The sequence below is a fragment of the Buttiauxella izardii genome (genome assembly GCF_003601925.1).
GTDB lineage: Bacteria > Pseudomonadota > Gammaproteobacteria > Enterobacterales > Enterobacteriaceae > Buttiauxella > Buttiauxella izardii.
The window spans coordinates 1-21,539 of sequence record NZ_QZWH01000066.1; the positions used below are offsets into that span (position 1 = coordinate 1).

A 21,539-nucleotide genomic window follows, 5' to 3' on the forward strand; every position below is an offset into this window, starting at 1 on the left:
ACCTATGTGGCCGGTCGTACAAGTCGGTAATCCAAGTTACTCAGGTAGTGTGCCGGCGTGTACAGCACCCGTGAGTGTGTACCGGTGAGCTCCGTGCACAGTCGCGTTGGCAGCACCTGCAACATGTCGCAGGGGACCGAACGCTCCGGCATTACCGCCAGTTGTTCCCAGCAGGCGGCGGCATTGATGCCGTCACTGAGCTCCACTATCCCGAACCAGTCAGCCACCATCCGCTGCATCAGGCTGCTGATGGTTTCCCGTGCGGCTTCGGGGAGGTTTTCCCACTTCAGCGCATCGATACAGGACTGGTGATACAGCCGTTCGGTCTGGCGAATGGTGTCAGCGTTAAGAGGTGCATCCTTCTTCAGCAGTATCAGCCATTGTTCAAATGACTTGTTCTGCTGCGTTGGGGAGTCGGTGCCCGTCGGTACCCCTACTTAGCGCCCCTTATGCGGCAGTGGTGAAATGCCGTTATGTCAAAGATGGAAACCCGGCGGGGTGAGACTAACATTCATCGCCCTCGCTACTTCCGGTTGCATGTGATTATGCAGCAGGATCAGTTGTGCACATTCACGTTTAAATTCAGGACTAAATTTTTGAGTCATTATGTCACCTGCTTTGTTGATGAACTGACAATAGCAGTTCTTTTCAGGCGGCCTAATTTAGTATTCCACTTCACTGACGACGTCAAGAGACGCCTGGCGCGGCGGTGCCCGGGTGATGATTATCTGCGAAACAGTGACGCCGGAAACCGCCTTTACCCTGGCGGCCCGATCGGTGCAAGCAGTCGCTAATTGCTGAAACAACGTGCACAGTCCAGCGTAGCTATCAAGCATTTGGCATGCAAAATTGTGCACTCTCCGCACCCAACTCTGATACCATAACGCAAATGCACAGACATCTGCGGAGCGCTATGAAATTTGACGATGTGAAGAGCGACACTCTGAACCTGAGGGTGTCGCCCAGCTTCAAACTCGCTTTGAAAGCTGCCGCCGACCATGAGCAACGAAGTATGGTGAACATGTTGGAAGTTCTGGTCGCAGCTTTCTGCGAATCTAAGAGCATCTCAGTTCCTGCCGTACGAGAGGCTCAAACGAGGGCCATTAAAAATCCGAACGTCAAAGCCGAGGACTGAATTGTAATGAGCCTCGAACATGAAGCGACCTGCACCCATTTGGGCCCGCTACAGGTCAATATCCAAGATAGTCAAACAGCAATGGCGAATATCGCCGAGCTTTACAGTATTCCCTTGCCATCAACGCGCACGGGCCCACTTTATAACGCTTTTTCCTATCCAACAAAAATCTCGCCCGAGGTGATCGCTGTATTTATAGCAACGCACACCAAGCCGGGCGCGACTGTACTTGATGCATTTGCCGGAAGTGGAACCACAGGACTCGCGACCATGCTATGTGATCGGCCCACTGATGCTATGCGCCGCATGGCTGCCTCACTCGGAATCAAGCCGAATTGGGGACCGCGCACCGCCCATCTTTTCGAGATCGGCACGTTGGGCTCGTTCGTTTCAGAAACTCTCTGCCACCCTCCAGAGCCGGAATCATTTGCAGCTGCAGTCAATGAGCTATGCAAGCGGGCGAAAGAGAAACTCTCTTGGCTCTACGAGGCAAAAGATGTGAGCGGTTCTATTGGAACGCTGCGTCATGTGATCTGGTCCGAAGTGCTCATCTGCCCACATTGCGGCAACGAAGCTTCTCTGTGGGACGCAAGTGTGAAGACAAAACCGTTGTGCATGTCGGACACGTTTTGTTGTGAGGGTTGCCGGAAGCAGGTCACGGTGGGAACCTGCGAACGAGCGCTTGACACGACTCCGGACGCATTTGGACGTAAGCAACTGACAAAAAAGCGCGTGATCGCACGAGTGCATGGTCAGAGCGGATCGAAAAAATGGCAACGTCCGCCTACCCCCGAAGATTATGAAGTTATTGCCCGAATCGCCAAAACGAAACCGCCAAAATCCGCCCCCGACTCTGATCTTGTCTGGGGAGAACTGCACCGTACGGGCTACCACGTTGGTATTGACAAGCTTCACCACTTCTACACAAAACGCAACTTCATTGCGATGGCGAGCCTTCTGGAGATCGTTGCTGATTTCCCGGAGAACGTGCGCGACGCTTTGAAACTTTTAGTTCTGAGCTACAACGCGAGCCACTCAACGCTCATGACTCGTGTCGTTCTCAAAAAGGGGCAGAGCGACTTCGTTCTTACTGGCTCGCAAAGCGGCGTGCTCTATATCAGCGGACTGCCAGTTGAGAAGAACATTCTCGAAGGCGTACGGCGTAAGTCCAAAGCATTCATCGACTCGTTCCACATGCTACATGGTAGCGGAAGCACAGTCGTCGTCCACAACCGCACCAGTGAAAGCATGCCGTTGAAACCCAATTCGGTGGACTATGTTTTTACGGATCCACCTTTCGGCGCTTACATCCCTTACGCGGAGCTCAATCAGATCAACGAGCATTGGCTTGGAAAGACCACTGACCGTGCACGCGAGGTGATTGTGAGTGCCTCACAGTCCAAAGGGGTGTTGGAATATGGAGCGATGATGGAAAGCGTGTTCACTGAGATAGGGCGCGTACTTAAAGCAGAGGGATTGGCGACGGTAGTGTTTCACTCCGCGCACTCGGAGGTTTGGCGGGCGCTCGCGCAGGCGTACACAAATGCCGGCTTCACCGTCGAAGCTACGAGCGTTCTCGACAAGATTCAAGCGAGCTTCAAACAGGTCGTCTCCACCGTTGCGGTAAAAGGAGATCCATTATTGTTGCTGTCGAAGCGCACCTTTGCCCGGGCAGTTGACACGACGAGTTCCAAGATTGCCGCGGAAGTGATCCGAAATGCAAGTATCAACTCAGTTTCTGATCTGCAATTGCTCTATTCGCAATTCGTCGGCAAGTGCTTACAGCTTGGTCGAGATGTTGAGATGGATGCCAGGACCTTCTATGCTCTTGCGCGGGCAGAGACCAGTACGGGGCGCAGCCCCTCCATAGACCGATGAAGCAGAGCCATCAGCCACCGCTCGCTGGATGCGCATCAGAAGCGGAGCGCCGCAAACGACTGGGCCAATATTTCACTGGCGTAGGCCTCGGCCGAATCCTCGCCGCACTCGCCCAAGCGGAAAAGGCCGAGAGCATCGTCGATCCAATGGCTGGAACCGGCGACTTACTGGCAGCGTGCCTGGAAATTGGCGCTGCTCCGGCATCTATTGCGGGCATCGAAATCGATCGCGTTGCCCGCGATGCTTGCGCTAACCGATTGCCGCAAGCCGATTGCATTCTTGGCAGCGCTTTTGACCCAGATACTATCTCACGCCTGCGAAAGACGGACTGGGACCTGGTGATAGGTAATCCCCCCTATGTCCGATATCAATCGTTTTCGGAAAAGGCGGCGGTGGAGCACGTTCTTCCTACGGCGACACAAGTTAGGACTGGCTTGCTGAGGGCCTTGCCAAATCTCTCTGCTCTGGACGCAGAGGACAAACGCCTCTTTGCACACCTCATCAACGGCTATTCCGGCTTGTCCGACTTGGCAGTACCCTCCTGGATTCTCTGCGCCAGTCTTGTAAAGACTGGCGGCCGGTTGGCGTTGGTGGTGCCTGAGGCGTGGCTGACGCGTGACTACGCGACGATCGTGCACTACCTGTTGTTCCGCTGGTTTGAGATTGAGTTCATCGTGGAAGACGAGCATGCGTCTTGGTTCGACGACGCTCAGGTCAAGACGACGCTCATCGTGGCCAGGCGGGTAAAGCGGCGCGCATCGGCTCTTGTGCGAGCTGACAGTTCTACCTACTGCCACATCTTGATCTCATCAGCTGCGGCCAGTACGGAAAGCCCCATAGGGCGAATCGCACTTGCCGGAGGATCGAGGCCAGAACGAGATTTCGCAAAACAAGCGCAATCGTGGCGACGAGATGGCGCAAGGCATCTCAGCGGGCTCGTCCGCGCGCGTCCCGTGTCGTTGAAGCTCGCATACAGAAACATGGTTGCAGCCGCTTCGAGACAAAAATGGTTTGCAGTAATCGGCGAAACAGGCAGCCAGATGTCGCAAAGCATCCACATCTCTTACGAGATCGATGACTGGCTTGCGCGCCAGGGCATAGCCCCCTCCTTCGCCACGTTCGAGTCCCAGGGCGTGGCTGTTGGTCAAGGTCTACGTACGGGAGCCAATAGCTTCTTCTACGCCGATGGCGCCCGCTCGTCAGGACGCATCGTGCTGTCCTTTTCAGGCCCGCTGGCGGGATTGACCGCATGGGTGCCAGACAGCGTGGCTCGTCCCGTCATTCGCCGGCAGTCTGAGCTTCCGGCAGGCTTCGCCGTCTCACCTGAGTTCGCCACTGGCTGGGCATTAGATCTCAGACAGCATGCGCTACCTGAGGATTTAGGCGAAGCAGACATGTTCTCCTCGGTCTATGAATGCATGCCCGAGTCAATTGCGGCGGTCGTTCGGGCTGCAGGCCGGGCCAACTTCGGCACTGACACCAAGCCTCAGAAGGTCTGGAATCTCACCGCCGTTTCTCCGAATATCAGGCCTGCGGCTCGCGGCATGCCACCGCGTCATTGGTATATGTTGCCCGACTTTGTGGCGAGACATTTGCCGGACATTCTCTTGGCGCGAGTGAATTCATCCACTCCGAGAGCCTACCTGAACAAGGCCCGGCAATGCCTCATCGACGCAAATTTTTCGACGATGTGGACTTTGCCGCTCAGCAAGTGGAGCGCAGCAGCTCTGCTCGCTTTTATGAACAGCGCGTGGGCGCAGGCTGTCATCGAAACCTCGGGAGCTGTCATGGGTGGCGGCGCTCTGAAAGTGGAAGCCACGCATCTGCGGCGCTTCCCGGTTCCAGCGTTCGATGAAGAGCAGCTTTGCAAGCTTTCACGATATGGCGACGAGCTCGCTGTCATGGAAGAATACGCAGAAGTGGAAACGGTGCTTAACAATATCAACGCCGTGGTGGGCGAAGCTGTCGGGTGCGATCGCGAAGGAATTAAGGAATTGCAGAGAATTGCGCGCGCGGGACAGGAAAGACGTTCAAAACACAACACAAAAAAGGGAGCACGCGATTGTGGTGAAATATGTTGAAGCGCAGGGAAAGGCTTTCCTGAAGGAAGCCCGCGACCTGATCTGTGAAGGTAAGGCGGAGGATGTGCTCCGGCACGCTCTCTCAGCCAAGTTGCCGTTGATGTTCCCCGACCAACCTTGGTGGATCAAGGCTCACGTTACCGGGACAGAGTCGTTGGCAAAATTCCATGAACTGGGGGCCAAGAAGCATGGCTTCGTCGATGTGCTCGTGGGCGCCACAGTAATCGAATACGAAAGAGACTTGTGCACGCTAGGCACATTCGCGCACGGTCTTCACCAGGTGAAGCAGTACTGCGCGGGCCAGCTCAATGCAGGGACACCTCGCGAACTGCTAGTTGGCGTGCTCTCCGATACTGTCCGGTGGCACGCTTTTGGCATCCTGGACATCAAAGATCTTTCTGCCGTTCCGGGCGCGACGAGCTTCGGCCCGGAGCACATCGAGCTCGCCGAGATAGAGTCATACGACCTTTCTGCGGCTGGCGATGTTGAGGCTAAGAAGCTCGGGGATTTTCTGGTCCGCCATCTTGGCCGCGAAGGTGGCCGATTGTTGGCCGCACTGACCCTTGCGAAGGACTTGGGCTTCAGCAGTCCTTTTTGCCAAGCCCATGTTCAGCCGATTGATGCCCTTGTGGACCGTGCGTTCGCCCATGATTCCACCTATGCCAGCTTGATCACAAAGCTTTGGACAGACTTCGTCTCCTACCTGGGTGGAGACGCTGCTGCTGGCAAGTTCGACAAGGCTTCATATGTCGGGGAACTCTACATACTCACCCTTGCTAAGCTTATTTGCGCCAACGTTCTGAACGGAAGGGCCTTGATCAGCGATGATGCAGAGTTGCAAGCGATTCTGGACGGGTCTTTCTTCAAAGCTCGTGGGTTGCCCAACCTTGTAGAATACGACTACTTCGGTTGGCTAAACGCCAGTCCCTATGTCAGCGACTTGGTCGCCGTCGCGCGCGACATTCAAAACGACCTTCGCGCCTACGACTTCAAATCATCTCCTGCCGAAGACCTTTTCGGTACCCTCATGGCGCAGTTGGCGGCACGCTCGCAACGACTTCTGCTGGGACAGGAGTGGACGCCTTCTTGGCTCGCCGGCAAGCTCGTCGAGCATGCCATGTCGGCGCTCCCCAAAGGGCAGCAGCCGCGCTTCGTCGATATGTGCTGCGGATCGGGAGCGATGGTTGTGGAGACGGTGAAGCGTGCCCAGCAACGCCTGCTCGCGGCTGGCAGAGTTCCAGGTGACCCTACTGCGCTCAGCGAACTCGCGACCGCGATCACCGCATTCGACATCGACCCATTGGCTGTGATGCTTGCCAAGGTTGGCTGGGTGCTGGCCAGTAAGGATTGGCTCGCCGCCGGGCATGAGGCGCAGATTCCTGTCTACCACGCCGACTCGCTCTTTGCGAACACGCCTGTGACGAAGGTGTTCAGCACGACTGGAGAAGAGCAGCGAAAGCTCAAACTCGACACGGAAGAGGTCCAGCTCCCCCAGTTTTTGATTACAGCATCGAACCAAACTTTGTTTGACGCCCTGCTTTCGCGTGGATATGACATGGCAATGAGCAGCGCAGCGGCAGCCAGCACGACACTCACGGATCAAGACATCGAGACGATGGTGGACGCGGTATTGATGGACACCGGTGTTACGCTGGGCGTGGACTTAAGGGCCGCATCAATCGAGTTCTGTAAGAAGCTGCTCAAAGCGTTGGAGAAACTCCAGCGTGCTGGTCGCAATGGCATCTGGGCATTCGTGCTGCGAAACAGCTTCCGACCGGCTCTCGTCGCGGGACGCTTCAACGGAATAGTGACGAACCCGCCGTGGCTGGCTCTCAGCAAAATCGCGAGCAACCCATATCAAAAGGCGCTGAAAGCCAAGGCTGAGCTCCACGGCATCAAAGCTCGCGGCTCTTCGCATCTTCATGTTGAAATCGCCACTATCTTCCTCTTGCATGCCGTCGAACGCTATTTGACTCCCGGCGCGGTGATTGGATGCATCCTGCCGGACACGGTGCTAAACGGGTCGCACCATGAGCCATTCCGGTCGGCCGGCTACCTCACTGCGAACAAGCCTGTGCAATTCGCTCCTGCCGAGATATGGAAGATTGCTAGCCAGACCTTCAAGAACGAAGCGATTGTACTTTTCGGTTTCAGGTCGCATCCATGCGTCACTACGGCTTTCGCAGGACGGGACGTGAGCATAACATCAGAGACAGCTACAACGTACCACATCGTCAAGTCCAATGGACGCACTGCATGGACGACTACGCCACCTGTTGCGCCGGCCGTGAAAGTCGCGACTAAGAAATCCATCGGGCCGCTATTTCGGCAAGGTGCCGACGTGATGCCCCGTGGTATCGTTTTTCACGCAGCGACAAAAAGCAGCGCGGGTTGGAACTTGGGGCCAATCAATGCCGGCTCAGCATACTACTTCCTGAGATCGGATGGCCATAGGCTTAAAGATTTCGTGCTGACTGCAACCGGAGTTAGCGACCAGGTGATGTTCGACGTGCTGATTTCAAAGCATTTGGCACCGTATGAGCTCGCCGCCGGTGCCAAAGGGCTTCTACCGTTTCAGTACGGGACGAACGGCTGGAGGCCTCGTACTGGACCGGGGATCGCTGCGCTTGGCGGAGCGACGGGTGGCGCGATAAAGGCTGCTTTAACTGCCATTGACGAAAGTGTCGATGAATTCTTCAAGACGGTGGACACTGACCGCAAGAAGCTATCTGCCCAGGGCTGGACCGGTCAAGACTGGCTGGTATTTGCCTCGGCAGGGGGCAAGCTGCCGTGCGCCGCATATGTGCGCGGCGACCAGATCCCTTGCGACAAGACTGTCATCGACCAGACTCTTTATTGGGGACGCGTTACGACCGAGGACGAGGCAATCTACATCACCGCGTTAATAAACAGCCAGGCTGTCATCAAGGTCATAAAGGCGCATCAGCCACGCGGAGCGTTTGGCGAACGCCATATCCATAAGTTGGCATTCGACCGAACTCCGGCATTTGATGCAGCGAACCTAGACCACCGAGCGCTCGTTGATGCAGCAAAGGCGTTGCTGTCCGAATGGGCCACCCGACGCACGCAACCTGACATGCAACCCATGCTCTCGCCTCAAAAGCACATGATCACGCGGCGAAAAAAAATCCGAGCTGCGCTTGAGCAACTGCCTGGCTGGGATGCCTATCAGGCAGCTTGTGCCCGCCTGTACGGTGTTTAAGTCCGATTAGAGTTGATCAGCCTTACGCCGGGTTATACCTCCACTTCCTTGGCCAGTTGCATTTCGGTGATGAACGGCACAATAGCAGTTCTTTTCAGGTGGCCTAATTTAGTAGGCCACTTCAACCATCGTAACATCGATCAGATATGTGTCTGAGGGCTGTATGAACATACCCGCGAATAATGGACCCGAAGCGAAGCTCTGGTTTTCAAGCTGTTCCGGGCTGAGTCCGCTTATCGCTCTTAGCTGCCCCTCAGCACCACATCCGTCAACTCCATGCAAAAGCGGATGGGGCATTAAATCCCCCCAAGCTCATAAACAAATAAACCTTTACATTGCTGTGTGTATATTTGCAATGTGTAAATAATTGGTTGTTTTTTACACAAGCGAAGCGCTGTTTTATGTATATCAAATAACGGCATCGAAATTATATAATCAATATAAAAAGAAAGTGTTTTTTAACTAATTGATTTTAATGAATTAAAATAGTGGTGAAATGATTGCATTAACAATAGTCCAGGAGCATATATAAATAGCACAATAACTAAATTATAATTCTTTAACATCCGGTTGATATACGAGGTCAGAATGCGATTAATTGTCATGCTTTTAAGCTTTGCGCTCACCACACAGGTCTGGGCGGGTGAATTTGCCAGACCTGCCGGTAAAATCCTTTTAACGCTGTCCGGTAATATCGAAAACACCAATGAAGCTGGAAAAGCGGTTTTTGATATCGCCAGCCTTGAGAAACTGGGTATGGTCAGCTTCAAGACCACTTCTCCCTGGTATGATGGCCGCACTACCTTTACGGGTATTCCACTGCAAAAACTCATGGATTATGTCGGGGCAAAAGGTTCTGTTGTTAAAGTCACTGCGCTCAATGACTACACCACCGAAATCCCCCTCAGTGATTTTAAGAAATACAACGTTATCCTTGCTTTAAAAATCAACGGAGAATATATGCGTATCCGTGATAAAGGCCCGTTGTTTGTTGTTTACCCCTATGACAGCATTCCTGAGTTGAATAATCAGATTTATTATTCAAGGTCAGCCTGGCAGGTCAGCAGAATGAATATTGAGTAAGGGGTCAGAACACGAACATGAACAGAATTCTGGCTGGCATCATTTTTTTCCTTTTTATATCGACCGCGTATATCTCTTTCCTTGTGCATGAAAGGCAACAAGAGTTGCAGAAACTGACTCACTACGCCGCTTCATGGTCTGCTGCCCAGATGGTGTCAGAATATTATCGGTTCGAATCGTTGCTTGGTCTTTACACTATTGATGAGACGATGACGCTGGATGATGTGCGTATGCGTCTCGACATTATGCTCAGCCAGAGTGATTTAATGAAAGAAGGCGATCTGAGGGATTACATAGAAAGTAATAAAGCCCAACATACGCTGGCTCTACAGCTTGAAAAGACACTTGAGTATCTGGATATTCATCTTGAGAAAATGAACCGCTCAGAACTCCAGGCATACCTGAAAAAAATGCAGACGCTTGATGCGCAACTGAGTCGTCTGTCGTCTGGCGCTTTAGACAAAGATATCAACTCGATTAATAACGCCAACCTCAAAATTAAAACCTTGTACTATATTTACTCAGCGACGTCTGTATTGCTGATAATAATGAGTGCGATATTGGGTGTGCTGATATTTTATCAAAACAGAAATATCCTGAAGGCGCATCTTCAGGTAAAGAGTCTTGCTGAAGCACTGCAGGAATCTAAAGAAAAACTACAAGTCCAGAATGCGAAGTTGGAATATGACGTCTACCATGACTCTCTGACAGAAATGAATAACCGGCATTTTTTCTGGGAGAATTTAAATGAAACCATTGAGGACGCAGTAAAAAGCAATAATTCTGTGAATGTGATGTTGTTTGATTTAGATCGATTCAAGGAGGTCAATGATACATACGGTCATGATGTCGGTGATATGTTATTACGCCAGATATCACACCGTCTTATTTCGATGGGCCTGACTTCCGATACGCTTTATCGTTTAGGCGGGGATGAATTTGCGTTTCTCTCGAGTGGACTGACGGAGAGCAGTGCCGTTTCACGAGCTCAAAATATATGCCATGCGATTAACCAGCCCTACACTATTTATAATACGATTATCAATATTACCACCAGTGTCGGCATTGTTATCTCAGACACTGAACGCCGCTCCGACTATCTGTATAAATTTGCCGATCTGGCCCTTTATGAAGCCAAAAAGGAAGGCGCGGGTAAGATTAAAGTCTTCCGGCAATGGATGTTAGATAAGCTGCAAGAAAGCCGAACCCTCGAACATGATATGGCTCTGGCGTTAGTGAATAAAGAATTCGTGGTTTATTATCAGCCTATTGTCGATTCTTTCAGCCGGGAAATTTATAGCTATGAAGCCCTGATTCGTTGGATACATCCTCAGAAGGGTCTGTTGTCGCCGGACAGCTTTATTCCTGTGGCTGAAAAAACAGGAATGATTAATGAGATGGGGAAATTGGTGCTTGAAATGGCCTGCCGGGAAGCCGCTTCCTGGGTTATTCCGACTAAAATTTCAGTCAATGTTTCTCCTGTCCAGTTAAGCAGTAAAGCCTTTGCCGGCGTTGTGTTGTCTATTCTGAACGAAACGGGACTTCCTGCTGAGCGTCTAGAACTGGAAGTGACTGAATCCTCTCTCTTTACTGAGAGCAGTACGCCGATGAATACGCTTTACAGGTTGCGGTCTCTGGGGGTGAAAATCTCCATCGATGATTTTGGCACCGGTTATTCTTCTCTTTCGCGCCTGAGTAAGCTTGCCTTCGATAAAATTAAAATAGACAAGTCCTTTGTGAATTCGATATCCACACAGGAAGACGCCCTTAATATCATCAGGCTTATCACCGGCATGGCGAAATCACTCAATATGAAATCCGTTGCGGAAGGTGTTGAAACACAAGAGCAACTGGAAAGCCTTCAGGTTCTGGGCTGTGATTTCATACAAGGTTATCTGTTTGGTAAACCTCAGCCTTTTATTGATGGGAAAATCAGATACGGTTAAATGGAAAACTACAGGGGTAGCAAACGCCTGTTGCCAGCCCTGGTTCTCAGTTTGCTGCCTACTCTATATAAAAGGAGGTCTTTAAGACCTCTGGCGCATCAAGCATTGAATTCCTCTGAAAGATGCCCGATATCATTAATCAACTCTTGTAACTCATTGATCATCCTTGCCACATGGAAACCATCGCATACGGAATGATGAACCTGAACGGCGACAGGCAATAATACTTTTCCATCTTGCGTGTAATACTTTCCAATAGTGAACATCGGAGCAAAAAAGTTCTGCATGTTAGCAACGTTGATATTAAAACTGGTAAAACTGACCCAAGGAATAGCTGATACAAAAAATATATTTTCCCGAGACTCTTCCTTCGGCCAATAAGCAAGGTTATTACCATAGCGTGCTATATCTTCTGAATAAACGTCCTGGAAGTGATGAATATTGCCATCGTAGTGACTCCATAATGATGAAAAGGTCTCCGTTTCATTATGGAAAATGGTGTAGCTTGGATGAATGTCATTCCATATCACAAGCTCATTATTCTTCATGGCCATACGGAACTCCGCATGACGGTTTACGATTTTAGAAATCAGGAAAATAATAGTAGGATAAAATTTCCAGCCAACTTCCTTTATATGTTTTAGCAGTGCGGTAATATCGACCAGCACTGTTTGGTTAATTGTACTTTGAGCAAATGACTGAAATACCTCAAAATGTTCCTTCCTTGCCCAACGAGATAAGTCAACTGGTGTATATTCCGGGTTTGTATTTTTCATTTTAACCTTTGATTATATATCAGATATTAGTCTAAATTTAATGAATTGAGGAAACATATAGGATGCTAACCATTTTGGTAGCGAAAGCATTTTTGAGAATAGCGCATGATTATACAGGAGGGAAGGGGATTTAAAATAATTTATATATCAGATAATAAAGGCAGATTGTGCAATATACGGTTTTTTCCTGACACTAGAATCTCGTAGAATATCCGCTTCTCGCCAAATCTGCCCTAAGATCGTTAACTGGCGGCCCCGAGCTAAGAAGCCTTAAAGGCTGCAAGTTCTGCCTGGTTACAACTGCGGGCGCGTTCAGCCATGCTAATCTCCGCCGATACCTTATCCCCGCTGGCAGCGGCGGTAGCTCGGTGTAAGTCCTTCTGTTGTTCTTCTTTTAACCGGCTTTCACTCCATCCGGCAATCTTTTTCTGTCGACCACTTTCCTCGCAGACGGCCAGAAAACGCGCTGTTTCATCCTTTAATTGTGCATCTTCATATTGGTTTGTCACGCTGTTGTGATGCGAACGCTCGGTGGATTCTTTATTGACACACCCAGCCGCAAAAAGAGTAGGGATTAGAACAATAGTAGACAGTTTCAATAAATTTCTCATTTCCATGGACCTGTAATAAAAGCAATGATTTCACCTACTCTGTAGGTAGGGATATAACATGATCTCAACGGTAATAAATCTCACTTTTTATTATCAATTGACTTAAATCAATTATCTATGAAAGTTACTTTTAATGAGATGGGTCTTATAGATTTGAGGGTTTTAATGCTCGCTGGTTAATCCAGTGAAATACTACGATTTTATTAAATACAATTAAAAGTGTAATTCTCAGGGTGCGAATGACTATATCTCGCTAAATTGGGCTTCTGTGACTCACCGCCAGGTAAAGGATGGGGTGCCATTAATCCACTAGCTATCAGAATAATATTACGGAGATCACGTTTGGTGATTAATGTCCGTGCGGCTGTTTTCTTCCACAAACTGAAGTTGCTACCATCATTACCGTAAATGGACGTTATGCGCTCAAAGTGGGGCAGTGCGTAACGAAAAATAGGGAGTGTAACGCTAAAGCCATGTCTGATATCTCTACCAAAAACTTTCCTGCGCGACACGGAGCTCCGTGGAGTAAAGAAGAGTTTCAGCAATTGATCCTGGAAATACAGCAGGGCTTCACGTTAAGTGAGCTCCTCGAACGTCATCAGCGTACTTCTGGAGGCATATACGGCGCGATTATGCGTTTGCTCCCCTCTAAATTTTGCCAGAGCAACAATGTTGGTTCAGTGAGTGATCTGGCGCGCTATTTCGACGAAACACGAAATCAAGAGCGAGCATGTCTTATCAATGCCCTGTATGCATCTGCTGCAACTGAAATAGACCCGGAAAAAAAACAGAAATCAGGGATACCACAGAGGGTTGGCGAGCAAGCTGTTTTGTCATGTGCAACGTTGCCGGGGGCGAACGGTAAAACGCCAGTCGAAAAGAAAATAACAGATTTCGTCTCCAACACGGAATTTTTGGATTATGTAGCCAGCGAATCCGATGTCATTATGCTGGTCAGTGCTGCTGTGGAGAGTTTATCTAAGGAGCGCGATCGTGATGTTCTTCTGATGCGTCTTGGCACAGATGAGCATCCCCATACACTCGCTGAGATCGCCTTCAAATGGGGCATTTCCCGTGAGAGAGTCAGACAAATTCAGGAACGTGCCTTCAGGCGGCTAGCGGCTAACTCTCGCGATGAGGGAACCCCCGGCGCCGCCCTTAAAAAGCTCATTAAAGCAGTTAGCGATTCCCCGTATGAAATAGCGATATGGGCGCATCGTATCGCTCACCGTGATTTTATGACGTCGCCTAAACTGGCCGCGAATTTCATTCTCTGCACTACCGGTATTCTGAAGGTTAAGAGAGTGGAAATTGTGGGATTTTTCTCCGCTATTTCACATCAACAAAAGGCAAATTTGCGCGAGTTGAACCGGGGGAGAGCCGCGAAAGATAGAGTTGAGTCTGTGCTTAGCGGTTGGTTAAACAATACATACTGGCCCTCAATCATCGCTCCGCCACCACCGGCAGCGCAACTCTCTTCGCAGCGAGTAGTCAATGATTCGGATATCGCCGGTCATTTTTACTCACAGAAGCTCGAACGCACTGTCCAATATGAGTCTGGTCTTGAGCTAGACATCATGACGCTGTTGGAGCGCAGTGACCTGGTTTCCTTTTATCAGGAACAACCCGTTGCTATCCCGTACAGTTTTAAAGGCAGGCTTCGACATTACTATCCAGATCTGCTCGTTTCGACCATCGATGGTCGGTGCCTGCTTGTTGAAGTTAAGCCGACAGACAGCATGGCCTTAAGCATCAACCGCGTAAAAGCCAATGCGGGTCGGGCATGGGCGCACGCGCGAGGGTGGGGATGGCTGGTTGTCAGTGATCGACATACGTTACGACAACTGGAAGAACACGTCATCCCTGCGGCTAAATGGGCACTGATAGAAAACGAACTGAACGCATCCGGGGTGCTGAACTGGCGCGATATGATGGAGTTACGTATGCGACATGAACTTACACGCTTCGATCTGACGGCGTTTATCATTCAGTCAGGTGCTGAGGTAGACAGATCCTACCGTATTACTGCGAGAAATGTCTCTGACTCGAGGCTGGCTATAATGGATTGAGCCGTGAGCTTTCTAAAATGGGGCGGTTCAATCCCCTTCTCGCTACAGAACCTTTCTATCCAACTAACCCGGTTGATTCTAGGCAATACCCAGCCATTTTCCTGAGAGTATCCTCGCTTTCATTTTTCTGCTTTTATCGCATTCCCGAGGTTTTCTCATGCTTAAATTGTTATGTGGCTTGTTGGTTTGCCTGTCTGGCGCTGTTTCTGATGCGATTAGCCACGGCGTAGCCATTACCACATTCAGCATGAAAAGGTGATGAGTGTTGATGGACGGTCAAAACGGGCTCGCATTGCGTGCTTTAACCCACTCACCACTCACCGGATGAACAAAATCCAGCTCGCTGGCATGCAGCATCAGCCGTGGCGTTTTTTCGGTACCCGGCAGCAGCAGGCCACCGTATAGATCGCAGCCCAAAATAGGATGGCCCAAATGTTGGCAGTGAATGCGGAGTTGATGCGTGCGCCCGGTTTCCGGGGTGAGTTCAACCCGCGTCAATGGTAGTCGCGTACCGTCGTCCAGCCCCTTATAAAAACGCTCAACCACGCGATAGCGGGAGCGGGCAGGCTTGCCGTGGATTTCGCAAATCGACATCAGCGGGAACAGCGCCGGGTCTTTGGCAATCGCGGCGTCTATTACGCCTTCGTCGTTTTCAAGATGCCCGCAGAGCAGGGCGCTGTAGACTTTGGTCACGGTGCGCTGGCTGAATTGTTGGCAGAGTGCGGCGTTGATCGTTTTATTGCGGGCAATCACCATCAGCCCGGAAGTACCGAAATCCAGACGGTGGATCAGAGTGCAGCCGGGGAATATCTTCACCAGCCGATGATGCACCGAATCAAGGTTTTGCGGGTTTTTCCCGGAGAGACTCAGCAGCCCGCTGGGTTTATTGATCAACACCAGGTGCTCGTCCTGATAGAGAATCTCAATCTCGTCGTAGCACGGCGGGGCAATAAAGTTATCAATGATCGTCGACATCAGGCTTCTCGCATGTGGAATTCACTTCGTCGTGACGACCGTTTCTCGCCCGCAAACGCAAAAAAGCCTGCTTAGTTTCCTAAGCAGGCTTTCGAATTTGGCTCCTCTGACTGGACTCGAACCAGTGACATACGGATTAACAGTCCGCCGTTCTACCGACTGAACTACAGAGGAATTGTGTAACGGGGCGCATATTAACGATAAGCAGGGGGCGTGTCAAAGGGTTCGCGAAAAAGATTTTTGTTTGCTCTTTTTATAGTCAACTTGTTGAGTATTAAGGCGAATTATCCTGGTTGGCCTGAAGTGACACTTAACCCTTAATTAAGTAAGTTCTTTAATGGTGCAATGTGGCAAAATTCTCAACTTTTTTGCTTTATTGTTAAGCAGATGTGATCCCCGCTGTAATTTCAACGCGTTGTCCCGAGAGGCTTTCTACCGCCCTCTATACTGACAAAGGTCGAAACATTGACATTCGGTTAACAATGTTGGCAACCATTTTGCTTAATGTTCAAGGCCGTGAAAGACCGTATGGAAACCCCGCCGTAAGCCACAGGATTTTGTCTGGATAGTCCGATTTGTAGTCGTTCGTGTTTTTGCTTGTGAATGGTCTTAAACCGTTGTGCATAAACCTCTTTGCTTTTTTGCTAAGGAACATACAAATGTCGCTGAAATTTATCAGAAGTCCTCTTTCTCTTGTGTTGGCAGGTTGTCTGGTGACGGCGTTCTCCGCCCAGGCCGATATTGTCATTGGTGTTGCCGGGCCATTCACCGGGCCGAATGCCACTTATGGCGACCAATACTGGCATGGGGCGACGCAAGCCGCTGAAGATATCAACGCCGCAGGCGGGATCAACGGCGAAAAAATCAAACTGGTTCAGGGCGATGATGCTTGTGAACCGAAACAGGCGGTGTCCGTCGCTAACCGTCTGGTGGATCAGGATAAAGTCAAAGCCGTGGTCGGCCATTTCTGCTCATCTTCCACTATGCCAGCCTCCGAGGTGTACAACGATGCGGGGATTTTGGCTATCACTCCAGGGTCGACTAACCCACTGATTACCGAACGTAAAATGAGCGATATGTTCCGCATGTGCGGGCGTGATGACCAGCAAGGGCAGGTCGCCAGCGATTTCATTATCGACAAGCTCAAAGCCAAGCGCGTGGTGATTATTCACGACAAAGACACCTACGGGCAGGGGCTGGCGGATGCCACCAAAGCGGCGCTGGCGAAACGTGGCGTGAACGATGTGATGTATGAAGGGTTGTCGCGCGGTGAAAAAGACTTTAACGCATTGGTCACTAAAATCAGTGCGCAAAAGCCGGATGTGGTGTTCTTCGGCGGTTGCCACCCGGAAGCTGGCCCGCTGGTGCGCCAGATGCGTGAGCAAGGCGTGCAGGCTAAGTTCTTCTCCGGCGACTGTATTGTGAACGAAGAAATGGTGACGGCGGCGGGCGGCCCGCAATACACCAACGGCATCTATATGACCTTCGGCAAAGATCCGCGTCTGATTCCGGACGGCAAAGCGGTTATCGACAAATTCCGCGCCAGCAAATTTGAGCCAGAAGGCTACACCCTCTATTCCTACGCGTCCGTTCAGGCGATTGCTGCGGCCTTCAAAGCCACGGGTGGCACCGACTCCGCCAAAGCCAGCGCCTGGCTGAAAGCCAATCCGGTAGATACCGTGATGGGCAAAAAAGCCTGGGATGACAAGGGCGACCTGAAAGTATCGGATTACGTGGTTTATCAGTGGGATGCGCAAGGTAAGTACAAAGAAGTCCAATAATCTCGGGGTTTGTGGGTCGGATGACGCTGCGCTTATCCGACCTACAAAAGAAGCTCGTCAGCCGCCATAAAAGAGACTGCCTGACTATGGACGCATTCTTCCTGCAACAGTTGGTTAACGGCGTAACCCTGGGTTCCGTTTATGGCCTGATCGCCATCGGCTACACCATGGTTTACGGCATTATTGGCATGATTAACTTCGCCCACGGCGAAGTGTATATGATCTCCGCTTATCTCTGCGCCATCGGGCTGGCGTTGCTGTCGTTCTTCGGTTTGCACTCATTCCCTTTATTAATTCTCGGCACGCTGGTGTTCACCATTGTGGTAACGGGCGTCTATGGCTGGACGATTGAGCGCATCGCCTATAAACCGCTGCGCAACTCCACCCGTTTAGCGCCGCTGATTTCCGCCATCGGCATGTCGCTTATCCTGCAAAACTACGCACAAATCAGCCAGGGGCCGCGCCAGCAGGGCATTCCAACCATGCTCGACGGCGTGCTTCGTTTTCATATTGGCGAAGGCTTCGTGCAAATCACCTATACCAAAGTGTTCATTTTGATTGCCTCGTTTGCGGGGATGTTGCTGCTCACCTGGATAATCGGCAACACCAAACTGGGGCGCATGTGCCGTGCGGTGCAGCAGGATCGCAAAATGGCCTCGATTCTTGGGATTAACGCCGACCGCATTATCTCCATCGTGTTTGTGATTGGTGCGTCGATGGCCGGGCTGGCGGGCGTGCTGATCACCATGAACTACGGCACGTTTGATTTCTACGCCGGTTTTATCATCGGCATAAAAGCCTTTACCGCCGCGGTGTTGGGCGGGATTGGGTCACTACCCGGAGCGATGCTGGGCGGCCTGATTTTAGGCATCGCCGAGGCGCAATTCTCCGGCATGGTGAACTCTGATTACAAAGATGTGTTCTCGTTTGGATTACTGGTGGTGATCCTCATTTTCCGTCCGCAGGGGCTGCTTGGCCGGCCAATGGTTGCCAAAGTGTGAGGGAACAAAAAATGACAGCAGAAACGGCTTTGCATGAAGGTTTTTCCCTCAAACGCTGCTTACTGGATGCGATTTTCGCAGGACTGGTGGCGTTGATCGTTTTCGGGCCAATAGTCGGCGTGGTGCTCGACGGCTACAGCTTTAATTTCGAAGGGCAGCGCTTAATCGTGATTATCGCGGTAGTGATGCTCGGGCGTCTTTTACTGAGCGCCTTTTTGACGACCAATACCGGAACGCGGTTTTTAAGCCGTTTTGAAACGGATAATTCGGGCGTGTATGTGCGCCCACCGAATTACAAAAGCCGCCTGCGCTGGATAATCCCGCTGGTGATCGCGCTGGCGGTTTGCTTCCCGTTTGTCGCCACCAAATACGTGCTGACGGTTGCGATCCTCGGGCTGATTTATGTGTTGCTAGGTTTGGGTTTAAACATTGTCGTCGGCCTCGCCGGTTTGTTGGATTTGGGGTACGTCGCCTTTTATGCGATTGGCGCGTATGGCCTGGCGTTGGGGTATCAATATCTCGGGCTGGGATTCTGGTCGATGCTGCCGCTTTCGGCATTAATGGCCGCCGCCGCAGGGGCGTTGCTCGGCTTCCCGGTGCTACGAATGCACGGTGATTACCTGGCGATTGTCACCCTCGGCTTCGGGGAGATCATCCGCCTGGTGCTCAATAACTGGCTGACTTTTACCGGTGGCCCGAACGGCATTTCCGCACCGCCTCCCACGCTGTTTGGCCTTGAATTTGGGAGACGCGCCAAAGAAGAGGGCGGCGTGCCGTTCCATGAGTTTTTCAATCTCACCTATGACCCGAATCTGAAGTTCATTTTTATCTACGCCATTCTGGTGCTGGTGGTTTTACTGGTGCTGTACATCAAACACCGCCTGACGCGGATGCCGATTGGCCGCGCCTGGGAAGCGTTACGCGAAGATGAAATTGCCTGTCGTTCCATGGGGCTGAATCATGTGCTGGTTAAGCTTTCTGCCTTTACGCTGGGCGCATCCACGGCAGGGATCGCCGGGGTGTTTTTCGCCACGTATCAGGGCTTTGTCAACCCGACTTCATTCACCTTCTTTGAATCTGCGTTGATCCTCGCCATCGTGGTGTTAGGCGGGATGGGTTCAACGATTGGCGTGGTGCTGGCGGCGTTTGTGCTGACGGTGACGCCGGAACTGCTGCGCAGCTTTGCAGAATATCGCGTGTTGCTGTTCGGCATGTTGATGGTGGTGATGATGATCTGGCGGCCACGCGGCCTGATTCGCATCAACCGCAGCGGCTATGTGGTGCGCAAAGGAGTCGCGCCATGAGCGAAATGATTCTAAGCGTTGAACATTTGATGATGCACTTCGGCGGCATTAAAGCGCTAAACGATGTCAATCTTGAGGTGCAGCGTGGCTCGATTACCGCGTTGATTGGCCCCAACGGAGCGGGGAAAACCACGGTATTTAACTGCCTGACCGGTTTTTACAAAGCCTCTGGCGGCAATATTTTGTTTAACACGCGAGACAAAACCACCAACGTGATTCAGGTGCTCGGGCAAAAATTCCAGCCTGGCGACTGGATAAACCCGGCGCGGCTTGGTTCGCGCCTGTACTACAAAATGTTCGGCGGCACGCATCTGGTGAATCGCGCCGGGCTGGCGCGTACGTTTCAAAATATCCGATTGTTCCGTGAAATGTCGGTGGTGGAAAACCTGCTGGTGGCGCAGCACATGCAGGTGAATCGTAATTTACTGGCGGGCGTGCTGAACACGCCTGCGTATCGGCGAGCGGAAAGCCGTGCGCTGGACAGGGCATTTTACTGGCTCGAAGTGGTGGAACTGGTGGACTGCGCCAACCGCCTGGCGGGGGAGATGTCTTACGGGCAACAGCGCAGATTAGAAATCGCCCGCGCGATGTGTACCGCGCCGGAAATGATCTGCCTGGATGAACCGGCGGCGGGGCTGAACCCGGTAGAAACGCGCACGCTGAGTAAAATTATTCGCTTCCTGCGCGACCATCACAGCATCACGGTGTTACTGATTGAACACGATATGGGCATGGTGATGGAGATTTCCGATCACATTATCGTGCTCGACCACGGCGATGTAATTGCCCAGGGAAAACCTGAACAAATCCAACACGATGAAAAAGTGATAGCCGCCTATCTGGGCACCGACGAAGATGAGGTCAGTGTATGAGTGAGGCGATGCTCGAGTTTCGCAATGTCGATGTGTATTACGGCGCGATTCAGGCGCTAAAACAGGTTTCGTTGCAGGTGAATGAAGGGGAAACCGTGGCCTTGATTGGCGCGAACGGTGCCGGGAAATCGACGCTGCTAATGTCGATCTTCGGCCAGCCGCGCATTCGGGGCGGCCAGATACTGTTTCGCGGCACTGATATCAGCCATAAATCGACGCACTTTGTGGCGTCTGGTGGCATTGCCCAGGCCCCGGAAGGGCGGCGCATTTTCCCGGATATGACGGTGGAAGAAAACCTGCTGATGGGCACTATTCCCATCGGCGACCAATTTGCGACGCAGGATTTGCAAACCATGTTTGACCTGTTTCCGCGCCTGAAAGAGCGCCGCAAACAGCGGGCGATGACCATGTCTGGCGGTGAACAGCAAATGCTGGCGATTGCGCGTGCGCTGATGAGCCGCCCGAAATTGTTGCTATTGGATGAACCGAGTCTCGGACTCGCGCCCATTGTGGTGAAGCAAATCTTCCAGACGCTGCGCGAACTGGCGCGTAACGGCATGACGATTTTCCTGGTGGAACAGAACGCACACCACGCGCTGAAGCTTTCTGACCGTGGTTATGTGATGGCGAACGGGCAGATTCGTTTGAGCGGCAGCGGTGCGGAGTTGTTGGGGAATGAAGAAGTGCGCAAAGCGTATTTAGGCGGGATTTGAGGAGATCCTGTCGGATGACGCTGCGCTTATCCGACCTACGAAAACTAACGCTTATCCGACCTACGGTTCGGGTTTTGTAGATACTGTTATG

General features: G+C 51.5%; 15 protein-coding genes, 1 tRNA gene and 1 pseudogene. 12 read left to right on the forward strand and 5 right to left on the reverse strand.

Annotated features, from left to right (window positions below):
* Nucleotides 1-2 precede the first annotated feature (2 nt).
* Nucleotides 3-413: pseudogene (locus tag D6029_RS22895) on the reverse strand (DUF1281 domain-containing protein); the annotation flags it as partial.
* A gap of 500 nt (nucleotides 414-913) precedes the next feature.
* On the opposite strand from D6029_RS22895, the gene D6029_RS21500 reads away from it, so the two are divergent.
* From D6029_RS21500 to D6029_RS21530, 6 genes are all read left to right on the forward strand, one after another.
* A complete protein-coding gene (locus D6029_RS21500; RefSeq protein ID WP_120066715.1) occupies nucleotides 914-1,135 on the forward strand; it encodes a hypothetical protein in 222 nt (73 codons plus the stop codon).
* Between the two features lie 6 nt (nucleotides 1,136-1,141).
* Entirely contained in the window at nucleotides 1,142-3,013 is a 1,872-nt protein-coding gene (locus D6029_RS21505; RefSeq protein WP_120066716.1) for a DNA methyltransferase, read from the forward strand.
* Complete coding sequence (locus D6029_RS21510) at nucleotides 3,010-5,094, forward strand: Eco57I restriction-modification methylase domain-containing protein (protein WP_120066717.1); 2,085 nt, start codon at nucleotides 3,010-3,012, stop codon at nucleotides 5,092-5,094. Before D6029_RS21505 ends, D6029_RS21510 begins: the two co-directional genes overlap by 4 nt.
* Nucleotides 5,078-8,317, forward strand: coding sequence for a hypothetical protein (locus tag D6029_RS21515; protein WP_208642707.1), 3,240 nt, complete (start codon nucleotides 5,078-5,080; stop codon nucleotides 8,315-8,317). Before D6029_RS21510 ends, D6029_RS21515 begins: the two co-directional genes overlap by 17 nt.
* Before the next feature lie 588 nt (nucleotides 8,318-8,905).
* On the forward strand, nucleotides 8,906-9,400 hold the full coding sequence (locus D6029_RS21525; protein WP_120066719.1) for a putative pterin-binding protein: 495 nt from the start codon (nucleotides 8,906-8,908) through the stop codon (nucleotides 9,398-9,400).
* 17 nt (nucleotides 9,401-9,417) lie between these two features.
* The gene (locus tag D6029_RS21530) at nucleotides 9,418-11,346 is read left to right on the forward strand and encodes a putative bifunctional diguanylate cyclase/phosphodiesterase (RefSeq protein WP_120066720.1); all 1,929 of its coding nucleotides are present in this window, start codon (nucleotides 9,418-9,420) and stop codon (nucleotides 11,344-11,346) included.
* 98 nt (nucleotides 11,347-11,444) lie between these two features.
* Here the strand turns inward: D6029_RS21530 and catA are convergent, their stop codons facing one another.
* Together catA and D6029_RS21540 are read right to left on the reverse strand one after the other, a co-directional pair.
* Nucleotides 11,445-12,122 (reverse strand): type A chloramphenicol O-acetyltransferase, encoded by a 678-nt coding sequence (gene catA, locus D6029_RS21535; RefSeq protein ID WP_120066721.1) that lies wholly within the window; start codon nucleotides 12,120-12,122, stop codon nucleotides 11,445-11,447.
* Nucleotides 12,123-12,382: 260 nt separating this feature from the next.
* Entirely contained in the window at nucleotides 12,383-12,733 is a 351-nt protein-coding gene (locus D6029_RS21540) for a hypothetical protein (protein WP_120066722.1), read from the reverse strand.
* Nucleotides 12,734-13,206: 473 nt separating this feature from the next.
* On the opposite strand from D6029_RS21540, the gene D6029_RS21545 reads away from it, so the two are divergent.
* On the forward strand, nucleotides 13,207-14,802 hold the full coding sequence (locus D6029_RS21545) for a sigma factor-like helix-turn-helix DNA-binding protein (protein WP_120066723.1): 1,596 nt from the start codon (nucleotides 13,207-13,209) through the stop codon (nucleotides 14,800-14,802).
* 276 nt (nucleotides 14,803-15,078) lie between these two features.
* Here D6029_RS21545 and D6029_RS21550 read toward each other — a convergent pair whose 3' ends face one another.
* Together D6029_RS21550 and D6029_RS21555 are read right to left on the reverse strand one after the other, a co-directional pair.
* On the reverse strand, nucleotides 15,079-15,777 hold the full coding sequence (locus tag D6029_RS21550; RefSeq protein WP_120066724.1) for an RluA family pseudouridine synthase: 699 nt from the start codon (nucleotides 15,775-15,777) through the stop codon (nucleotides 15,079-15,081).
* Nucleotides 15,778-15,875: 98 nt separating this feature from the next.
* Nucleotides 15,876-15,951: transfer RNA gene (locus tag D6029_RS21555), tRNA-Asn, on the reverse strand.
* Between the two features lie 485 nt (nucleotides 15,952-16,436).
* Between D6029_RS21555 and D6029_RS21560 the strand changes: the two genes are divergently transcribed.
* The 5 genes from D6029_RS21560 (at nucleotide 16,437) to D6029_RS21580 (ending at nucleotide 21,448) form a co-directional block, all read left to right on the forward strand.
* Nucleotides 16,437-17,558: a branched-chain amino acid ABC transporter substrate-binding protein gene (locus D6029_RS21560; RefSeq protein ID WP_120066725.1), complete on the forward strand. Its 1,122-nt coding sequence runs from the start codon at nucleotides 16,437-16,439 to the stop codon at nucleotides 17,556-17,558.
* Between the two features lie 86 nt (nucleotides 17,559-17,644).
* On the forward strand, nucleotides 17,645-18,559 hold the full coding sequence (locus D6029_RS21565) for an ABC transporter permease subunit (RefSeq protein ID WP_120066726.1): 915 nt from the start codon (nucleotides 17,645-17,647) through the stop codon (nucleotides 18,557-18,559).
* Between the two features lie 11 nt (nucleotides 18,560-18,570).
* On the forward strand, nucleotides 18,571-19,863 hold the full coding sequence (gene livM, locus D6029_RS21570; protein ID WP_120066727.1) for a high-affinity branched-chain amino acid ABC transporter permease LivM: 1,293 nt from the start codon (nucleotides 18,571-18,573) through the stop codon (nucleotides 19,861-19,863).
* Nucleotides 19,860-20,735 (forward strand): ABC transporter ATP-binding protein, encoded by an 876-nt coding sequence (locus D6029_RS21575; protein ID WP_120066728.1) that lies wholly within the window; start codon nucleotides 19,860-19,862, stop codon nucleotides 20,733-20,735. Before livM ends, D6029_RS21575 begins: the two co-directional genes overlap by 4 nt.
* Nucleotides 20,732-21,448: an ABC transporter ATP-binding protein gene (locus tag D6029_RS21580; protein WP_120066729.1), complete on the forward strand. Its 717-nt coding sequence runs from the start codon at nucleotides 20,732-20,734 to the stop codon at nucleotides 21,446-21,448. The genes D6029_RS21575 and D6029_RS21580 overlap by 4 nt, the downstream gene beginning before the upstream one ends.
* Nucleotides 21,449-21,539 lie beyond the last annotated feature (91 nt).

Bases quoted from the DNA above. Each gene is read 5' to 3' on its own strand.
- D6029_RS21500 (WP_120066715.1), top strand. From the start codon at position 914: ATGAAATTTGACGATGTGAAGAGCGACACTCTGAACCTGAGGGTGTCG.
- D6029_RS21505 (WP_120066716.1), top strand. From the start codon at position 1,142: ATGAGCCTCGAACATGAAGCGACCTGCACCCATTTGGGCCCGCTACAG.
- D6029_RS21510 (WP_120066717.1), top strand. From the start codon at position 3,010: ATGAAGCAGAGCCATCAGCCACCGCTCGCTGGATGCGCATCAGAAGCG.
- D6029_RS21525 (WP_120066719.1), top strand. From the start codon at position 8,906: ATGCGATTAATTGTCATGCTTTTAAGCTTTGCGCTCACCACACAGGTC.
- D6029_RS21530 (WP_120066720.1), top strand. From the start codon at position 9,418: ATGAACAGAATTCTGGCTGGCATCATTTTTTTCCTTTTTATATCGACC.
- catA (WP_120066721.1), bottom strand. From the start codon at position 12,122: ATGAAAAATACAAACCCGGAATATACACCAGTTGACTTATCTCGTTGG.
- D6029_RS21540 (WP_120066722.1), bottom strand. From the start codon at position 12,733: ATGAGAAATTTATTGAAACTGTCTACTATTGTTCTAATCCCTACTCTT.
- D6029_RS21545 (WP_120066723.1), top strand. From the start codon at position 13,207: ATGTCTGATATCTCTACCAAAAACTTTCCTGCGCGACACGGAGCTCCG.
- D6029_RS21550 (WP_120066724.1), bottom strand. From the start codon at position 15,777: ATGTCGACGATCATTGATAACTTTATTGCCCCGCCGTGCTACGACGAG.
- D6029_RS21560 (WP_120066725.1), top strand. From the start codon at position 16,437: ATGTCGCTGAAATTTATCAGAAGTCCTCTTTCTCTTGTGTTGGCAGGT.
- D6029_RS21565 (WP_120066726.1), top strand. From the start codon at position 17,645: ATGGACGCATTCTTCCTGCAACAGTTGGTTAACGGCGTAACCCTGGGT.
- livM (WP_120066727.1), top strand. From the start codon at position 18,571: ATGACAGCAGAAACGGCTTTGCATGAAGGTTTTTCCCTCAAACGCTGC.
- D6029_RS21575 (WP_120066728.1), top strand. From the start codon at position 19,860: ATGAGCGAAATGATTCTAAGCGTTGAACATTTGATGATGCACTTCGGC.
- D6029_RS21580 (WP_120066729.1), top strand. From the start codon at position 20,732: ATGAGTGAGGCGATGCTCGAGTTTCGCAATGTCGATGTGTATTACGGC.